7 protein-coding genes are annotated in these 7,848 nt (G+C 72.9%); all 7 read right to left on the bottom strand.

The genetic code is table 11. The features are described 5' to 3' along the window. Positions 1-87 precede the first annotated feature (87 nt). The 7 genes from ACPXB1_RS19080 to ACPXB1_RS19050 all read right to left on the bottom strand — a co-directional run bounded on the left by ACPXB1_RS19080 (position 88) and on the right by ACPXB1_RS19050 (position 7,829). Positions 88-618, bottom strand: coding sequence for an FxsA family protein (locus tag ACPXB1_RS19080; RefSeq protein WP_355594573.1), 531 nt, complete (start codon positions 616-618; stop codon positions 88-90). Positions 619-684: 66 nt separating this feature from the next. Next, positions 685-1,473, bottom strand: coding sequence for a polyprenol monophosphomannose synthase (locus ACPXB1_RS19075; RefSeq protein WP_355594798.1), 789 nt, complete (start codon positions 1,471-1,473; stop codon positions 685-687). 55 nt (positions 1,474-1,528) lie between these two features. Beyond that, complete coding sequence (gene lnt, locus ACPXB1_RS19070; RefSeq protein ID WP_425735600.1) at positions 1,529-3,256, bottom strand: apolipoprotein N-acyltransferase; 1,728 nt, start codon at positions 3,254-3,256, stop codon at positions 1,529-1,531. A gap of 485 nt (positions 3,257-3,741) precedes the next feature. After that, positions 3,742-5,079, bottom strand: a complete 1,338-nt coding sequence (locus ACPXB1_RS19065; protein ID WP_355594575.1) for a glutamate mutase L — start codon at positions 5,077-5,079, stop codon at positions 3,742-3,744. Positions 5,080-5,120: 41 nt separating this feature from the next. Continuing rightward, positions 5,121-5,528 carry a hotdog domain-containing protein gene (locus ACPXB1_RS19060; protein WP_355594577.1) on the bottom strand — a complete coding sequence of 136 codons (408 nt, stop codon included), beginning with the start codon at positions 5,526-5,528 and terminating at the stop codon, positions 5,121-5,123. Further along, positions 5,525-6,274 carry an OAM dimerization domain-containing protein gene (locus ACPXB1_RS19055; protein WP_425735592.1) on the bottom strand — a complete coding sequence of 250 codons (750 nt, stop codon included), beginning with the start codon at positions 6,272-6,274 and terminating at the stop codon, positions 5,525-5,527. The genes ACPXB1_RS19060 and ACPXB1_RS19055 overlap by 4 nt, the downstream gene beginning before the upstream one ends. Next, on the bottom strand, positions 6,267-7,829 hold the full coding sequence (locus tag ACPXB1_RS19050; RefSeq protein ID WP_355594579.1) for a lysine 5,6-aminomutase subunit alpha: 1,563 nt from the start codon (positions 7,827-7,829) through the stop codon (positions 6,267-6,269). The genes ACPXB1_RS19055 and ACPXB1_RS19050 overlap by 8 nt, the downstream gene beginning before the upstream one ends. Positions 7,830-7,848 lie beyond the last annotated feature (19 nt).

Raw genomic sequence — 7,848 nt, 5'->3', positions numbered from 1 at the left:
CCCCCGCCGCGGCCGCGCCTCACCACGCCCCACCCCCGGCGCCGGCCCCCCGGGGCACCCCCGGGGGGGCCCCGACGTATCTGTGCCTCAGTTACGTGGGCCGGGCTCGACGATCTCGCCCTCGATGGCCCGGCCGCCGTCCACGACGACCGGCGGCTGCTCCGGCTCCGGACGCGGCGTCGGTTGCGGCGCGCCTTGGCGCACCCGCACCGTACGCGGCCCGAACAGGTCACCGGCGACCATCGTCGACACCCGCCGCTCGGCGGTGCGTTGCACCCCTGCGCGGGCCAGACGACGCAGCGGCGGCACCATCAGCAACAACCCGATCAGGCCACTGACCAGCCCGGGAACCGCCAGCAGCAGCGCACCGGCCAACCCGACCAGGCCGTCGGTGACCTGCCGCCCCGGGGGCTGCCCGGCCTGCGCGGCCGTCCGGAACCCCCGCCACGCGCGCATCCCCTCACGGCGCAGCAGCACCAACCCCAGCAGAGACGCGGCGAACACCACAAGCACCGCCGCACCGAACCCCACCGCCCGCCCCAACAGGACGAACGCCGCCAACTCCACAAGCACCGCCAGCAGCAGGGCAACTGGTACGAACCTCAGTCCTCGCCGCATCTCACCTCATCGCTATTTGGGCGGCACACCCACACGCGCCGCACATCCAGCATGACACGGCCGTGCTCACGGCCACCGCACCTGACCGGTGGAGGTGCCGTTCAGGCCCCGCCGTACCGCCTGACGGCGGTCCTGGACACCCCACCTGGTGATCCGCCACAGCGCCTCGGCGACGATGCGCGGGCTCATCTTGCTGTCCCCGTGCTCCCGCTCGGCGAACGTGATCGGCACCTCGACGATCCGCACACCGGCCTGGTGGGCCAGACGGGACAACTCCACCTGGAACGAGTAGCCCTGGGAGCAGACCGACTCCAGGTCGATGGCGTCCAGGGCGCTGATCCGGTACACCCGGTACCCGCCTGTGGCATCGGACACGGGCATGCCCAGCGCGAGGCGCGCGTACAGGTTGCCGCCCCGCGACAGCAGCAGCCGCCGCAGCGGCCAGTTCACCACCCGCGCCCCGCTGGTCCAGCGGGACCCGATCACCACGTCGGCGTCGCGGGCAGCCTCCAGCAGCGCCGGCAGGTCCTCGGGGGCGTGCGAGCCGTCGGCGTCCATCTCCACCACCGCGTCGTAGCCGTGCTCGCGCGCCCACCCGAAACCGGCCAGATACGCCGCCCCGAGGCCCTGCTTGCCCTCACGGTGCAGAACCCGCACGTGCGGGTCGTTCTCGGCCAGGGCGTCGGCGATCGCGCCGGTGCCGTCGGGGCTGTTGTCGTCGGCGATGAGGATCCGCACGGCGGGCGCCGCACGGCGAACCCGGCCCACTATCGCCGCCACGTTGTCGGCCTCGTTGTAGGTGGGGATCACCACCAGCACTTGGCCCACGCCGGGCACCTCGTCGGGCCGCCGGATCGTATCGGTCGCCTGGATCACGGTTCCTCCGCTCCCGCCGGCGTACCGGCTGCTGCTACCCGGGCACGACCCGCTGCCGGCGGCGCAGCACCCCCGCGCCGACCAGGGCGGCCACGGCCAACCCGGCCAGGGCCAGCTCCGGCCACCAACCGAGACGGGTGGCGAGGGTCCGTCCGTCGTGCAGCCGCAGCTCCCGCACCACGACCTCCCGGGTGTTGAACCCGGTGGCGTCGCTTACCCGCCCGTCGGGGGCGACGAACCCGGACACACCGACAGTGGACGCCATCAACGCCGGTCGGCCGTGCTCCACGGCCCGCAACCGCACCATCGCCAACTGCTGGCGGGCCTCGGCCACGTCGAACGTGGCGTTGTTCGTCTGCACCACCAGCAGCTGCGCGCCGCCGGTGACGGTGTCGCGGACCACCTCGTCGTAGGCCACCTCGAAGCAGATGACGTCGCCCAGGACGATCGGGCCGGCGCGTACCACGCCCGGGGTGCTGCCGGGCACGAAGTCGTTGCGGACCAGGTCGACCTTGTCGCTGACCATCCGGGCCACGTCGCGCAGGGGCACGTACTCGGCGAACGGCACCGGGTGCCGCTTCGTGTAGAGCTGCGACATGTCCGCCCCGGTGTCGGGCCGCCACAGGATGCCCGCGTTGCGGACCTGACCGGGGCCGGGGCCGAGCAGCACCGCGCCGACCAGGATCGGGGCGCGGATCGTGTCGGCGGCCTGGGAGATGCGGGCACCGGCGGTGGGGTTGCGCAGCGGGTCGATGTCGCTGGAGTTCTCCGGCCACACCACCAGGTCCGGTTGGCGTTGCGTGCCGGCGGCGACCTGCGCGGCCAGTTCGATCGTGGCGTCGACGTGGTTGTTGAGCACCGCCTGGCGCTGGGCGTTGAAGTCCAGCCCGAGGCGGGGGACGTTGCCCTGCACGATGGCCACGGTGACGGGCGCGCCGCTGCCCGCGGCGGCGACCGGCACGAGCAGGCCCGCCGCGACCACCGCCACCGCCGCGACGGCCGGCGCGATCACCGGTGCCCACCGCCGCGCGGGCGCCGCTCCGATCAGGGTGCTGCCGCCCGGTGCGGGGTGGCGCAGGTCGGTGCCGGTCGGTGCGGTGTCGCGCACGTCGGTGTCGGTTGGCGCGGGGTCAGCTGGTGCCTGGCGGGCGGCCGAGCGCGTGGCCCAGGCGTGCCACGCGGCGGTGACAAGCAGCCCGCCGGTGAGGGCCACCGCGAAGGTGACAAGCGGAGCGCCGCCCAGCGCGGCCAGACGCAGCAGCGGCGAGTCGTCCTGGCTGAACGCCAGCCGCCCCCACGGGAACCCGCCGAACGGCGTACGGTCGCGCAGCGCCTCCTGCCCGACCCACAGCAGCCCGGTCAGCGCCGGCCACGCCCAGCGGCCACGGTCGGCCAGCGGCGACACCCAGGAGGCGGCCGCGCCCAGCAGGGCCAGGTAGCCGGCCTGCAACAGCGACAGCAGCACCCAGGGCAGGTAGCCGGTGTGCAGGTTCGTCCAGGACAGCAACGGCGCGAACAGTGCCACTCCGGTGAGGAAGCCCAATCCGGCGCCGGCGCGCAACCTGCGGCGGTGCGCGGCGGCGGCCAGCAACGCCACCCCGACGGGCGCGAGCGGCCACATCCCGTACGGCGGGAACGCCAGCAGCAGCGCCACACCGGCGACGACGGCCATCGGCGCGGCGACCTTCAGCGGCAACGGCCGCCCGGCGGCAACCGGACGCGGCGGCACCGCCGGGGAGTGGGTCTCGTCCCGGTCCAGCATCGTCACCGCAGCATCCCCTCGATCACGGGGCGAAGGCTACCTGGCCGGCGGGCCCACCGGCCGCATCGGGCCGCCGGGGACAGACCACCCGGCGGACATGAAATCGGGGCGCGGCTCGCGCCGCGCCCCGATGCTCCCAGGCCCTCCCCGGCCGGTGTGGCGAGGACGAGGAGCGCCGACCTTCGGACCGACCGGACGCGGACTGGCTGCCCCCGCCGGGCCGTTGTCTACTGGCCGTGCACCTCACCCTGCCCGTACACCGGTAACCGCGACCGGTTCGCGCCGCCCCGCCGACCCCCGCCCGCTGGACCTGGCCGCTGCGACGATCACGCTCAACTGTCGCTCGGCCAGCGGACGAAGGGACGAAGCGAACAACAGCCGCTTCCCGTGGTAGGACTCAAAGACGGTACGTGCTGCACCCCGCCTCCTGTCAACCCACCCCCGGCCTGTCGTGTGTTGTACCACGGCGTGTCGGCCGGTGTTTCTCACTGCGTGCCCAGATGGTGGCGCAGCAGCGCCCCCGCCGCCGCCCGGTGTTCCTCGGCGAGCAGCCCACCGGCGGCCAACACGTAGTCCACGTCCACCACGGCGCGGGCGGCACGCGGCAGCGCCCACCCGCCCGCGTGGTCGGCGAGGACCGCCGCCAGCACCTCAGCGGACACCGGCGCGGCAGCGTGCCGCAGCACCCCACCGGAGCCCACCAGCAGCTTCACGTCGCGCAGATCCCGGCCGGCGCGTTCCCCGGTCGCGGCCCCACGGGCGTGCCGCCGCAACGCGACGGTCGCGGCGAGCGTGGCGATACGCCGGTCCACGGCCCGCTCGGCGTCGTCGCCGGCCAGGAACGCAGGGTCGGCCGCCCGCCGTGCCGCCGCAGACTCCAGGCCCTCGGCGTCGGCGTCGGCCAGCAGCCGCTCCTCGACGGCGGCGCGCACCACCCCGGGGGCGCTCCACCGCATACCCAGGTCACCCTCGACGGTACGGGCCCGCCACAGGCTCCCGGCCACCTCACGACCCGGCCCGGTGGCCCGCTCGTCGGGGGTGAGCACCGAATACACGTCGGTGGTGGCCCCACCCACGTCGACGACCGCGAGGTCCCCGCCGATGGTGTCGGCGAGCACCTCCACACCGGTGAGCACCGCGTCGGGCGTGGCCGCCCGCACCAACCGAGCGAACCGGCTGCCCGTGGACAGCCGTTTGCCGCCGATGACGTGGCGCAGGAACACCGCGCGGATCGCCGCCCGCGCCGAGGCGGGCGCCAGCACCCCGATGCGGGGCAGCACGTTGTCAGCGCCCGTCACCGGCACCCCGGCGGCCTCCAACAGCCCTGTCAACTCGCCGCGCACGTCACCGTTGCCCGCCAGCACCACAGGTGTCCGGAAGCGGGCGCGGGCCAGCCGTGTCGCGTTGTGGGTGATCGTGTCGGCGTCGCCGCCGTCGGTGCCGCCCACGAGCAGCACCACATCCGGCCGGGCCGCGCGCAGCGCCGCCAGATCCGCGCGACCTAGGCGTCCGGCGGCGACGTGCACCACGTGCGCCCCGGCGGACAACCCGACCCGCCGGCCCGCCTGCGCGGTGACCAACGGTTCATAGCCGACCACGGCAAGCCGCAGCCCACCACCGGCCGACGAGCACACGTACCACGGCACGTCACCCACACCCAGCCCGGCGGTGGCCGCCGCAACCGCGGCGTCCAAGCCGTGCAACACGTCGCTGCCCACCGTCGTGGGCGCGGCCGCCGCACCCACCAGCACACCGGCGGCCAGATCCACCACAGCCGCCTTGGTGTACGTCGAGCCGACGTCCGCGCAGACCGCCAGGGTCACAGGCCTCCCCTGTTCGCGACTGCGGGGCTCGCAACCCCGGCTCACTCCTCGCGACTCACACCTGCGGCGGGAACGACCACGGTGCCGGTCGCGGTGACCGCAACGATCGGCGGGTCGAGAACCTCCGCGGCGGACTCGGAGCGGTCCGGGCGACCCCGACACACCACCGCGCAGCTCAACTCCAGCGTGCGGCTGCGCGAGCCCACCCTCGACACCCGCGCCGTCACCTCCACCACGTCACCGGCCCGCACCGGCGCGAGGAACCGCACATCGGCGTACCCGGCGAACAGTCCCTCGTCACCATCGGTACGGATGCACACCTCAGTGGCCACATCGCCGAACAACCCGAGGGCGTACGCCCCGTCGACGAGGTTGCCGGCGTAGTGGGCGTGCGCGTACGGCACATACCGCCGGTGCGTCACCGTCAACCCGAGCCTGGAGTCGGTCATGCCATCGCCTTCCGCTGCGTGATCAGGGCGTGCACGAGGTAACTGGCCACCTCGCCGGGCGTGGTGCCCCTACCGAAGATCCGGTCCACACCCAACTCGTCGGTCATCGACTCGTCGAACCGGGGACCACCGACGATCAGCAGCGGCCGCCGCCCCGCCGGCATCGCCTCCCGGAACGCCGCCGACATCTCCCGGGTGTTGTGCAGATGCGCGTCGCGCTGGGTGACGACCTGCGACACGAGCACCGCGTCGGCCTTCTCCACCCGCGCCGCCTCCACCAGCTCCGGCACACTGACCTGCGCACCCAGGTTGGTGACCTTCAACTCCCGGTAGTACTCCAGGCCCTTCTCCCCCGCGATGCCCTTGACGTTGAGGATCGCGTCGATGCCCACCGTGTGCGCATCGGTGCCGATGCAGGCCCCCACCACCGACAGCTTGCGCCGCAGCCGCTGCTTCACCACAGTGTTGACCTCCTTGGCCGACAGCAGCGCGAAGTCCCGCTCCACCACCTGCACCGCGTCCAGGTCCACCAGGTGGTTCACCCGCCCGTACACGACGAAGAACGTGAACCCGTCACCCATCGGTTTGGCGTGCACCACCATCGCCGGGTCGATGCCCATCCGGTTGGCCAACTGCACCGCCGCGCCCTCGGCCCGCTTGTCGTGCGACACCGGCAGCGTGAACGACACCTGCACCATTCCGTCACCGGTGGTGTCCCCGTACGGCCGCACGATCTGCCTACTCACGTCCAGCCTCCAGGATCTCGGTAGCCGGGTTGCAGTAGTCCGCCTCGTGCGCGGCCACCCCCGCGAGGCCCTTACCGCGGTCCGCCGGCCGTTTCATGATCCCGAACGTGCCCTCGGCGATCGCCGTGAGCAGCGTCTGCTCCCCGATACGCTCCAACAGGTCCAGCGCCTCACCGAGGACCTGATTGGCCCGGCGACGGATGAACCCGCCCGGCGCCGGCACGAAGTCCTCGTGCAGCCCACCGGCAGCGCCCAGCACGTACCGCACGTTCTGCAGGGCGATGTCCCGGTCCGACAACCACGGCGTCACCACCGCCTCGGTCATCATCCCCACCAGCAGGATGCCCTGCCCCGTCAGCGTGCCCGCCAGGTTGAAGAACCCGTCCAGCAGGTTGCCCCGGAAAACGTCGCCCGTCATGTGCTTCGTCGGCGGCATCCACTTCAGCGGCGCGTCCGGGAACAACTCCCGGGCCAGCAGCGCGTGCGCCAACTCCAACCGGAACGACTCCGGCACCTCAGGGTTGATCTCGAACGCGTGCCCCAGGCCCAACTGCCAGTCCGCCAACCCCGCCTCGTGGGCGAAGAACTCGTTGAGCAACTGCGACACCGTCACCGTGTGCGCCTCGTCGACCGCGTCGGCGGTCGTCAGGTAGTTGTCCTCACCGGTGTTGATGATGATCCCGGCGCGCGCGTGCACCTGCCGGGAGAACCGCTGGTCCACGAACGTACGGACCGGGTTGATGTCGCGGAACAGGATCCCGTACATCGAGTCGTTGAGCATCATGTCGAGCCGTTCCAACCCGGCAAGCGTCGCCATCTCCGGCATGCACAACCCCGACGCGTAGTTGGTCAACCGCACGTAGCGGCCCAACTCCTTCGACGACTCGTCCAACGCCGCCCGCATCAGCCGGAAGTTCTCCTGCGTGGCGTACGTGCCCGCGAAACCCTCCCGCGTCGCGCCCTCGGGCACGTAGTCCAGCAGCGACTGCCCCGTGGAGCGGATCACCGCGATCACGTCCGCGCCCGCCCGCGCCGCCGCCTGCGCCTGCGGGATGTCCTCGTAGATGTCGCCGGTCGCCACGATCAGGTAGATCCACGGCCGCTGCGCCGGGTCACCGTGCCGCTTGATCAGACGGTCCCGCTCCGCGCGCCGCCGGTCGATGCGCCGTACACCCGCTCCGACGGCCTTGCGCGCCGCGGACCGGGCGCTCGTCGCGGCGCGGCCGGTCGGCACGGCGAAACGCACCGACCCGGCCGCCGCCTTCTGCGCCAGCAACGTCACGTCGGTGATGCCCTCACGGGCGAGGGCGTCGAACACCGGCACCGCCACACCGTGGCCCAACCCGATGTCCGCGACGACCGCGTCGACAAGCCGGTTCACCCACGGAATGCCGTCCGGGTCGGCGCCGGTCACCCCAGCCAGCCGCAGCACGGCCCGCTCCACCGACACCGTGGTGTGACTACGGGCCAGGTCCACCACCGGCTGCCCAGCCCGACGCGCCAACTCCCGCGCCCGAGCCACAAGCACCGGATCAAGATCAAGCTTTCCGGTCACACCACACCGCTCAACTGCT

The sequence above is a fragment of the Micromonospora sp. DT68 genome (genome assembly GCF_049847245.1).
Lineage (GTDB): Bacteria > Actinomycetota > Actinomycetes > Mycobacteriales > Micromonosporaceae > Micromonospora > Micromonospora profundi.
This window is presented reverse-complemented; position numbering and strand designations above follow the sequence as displayed.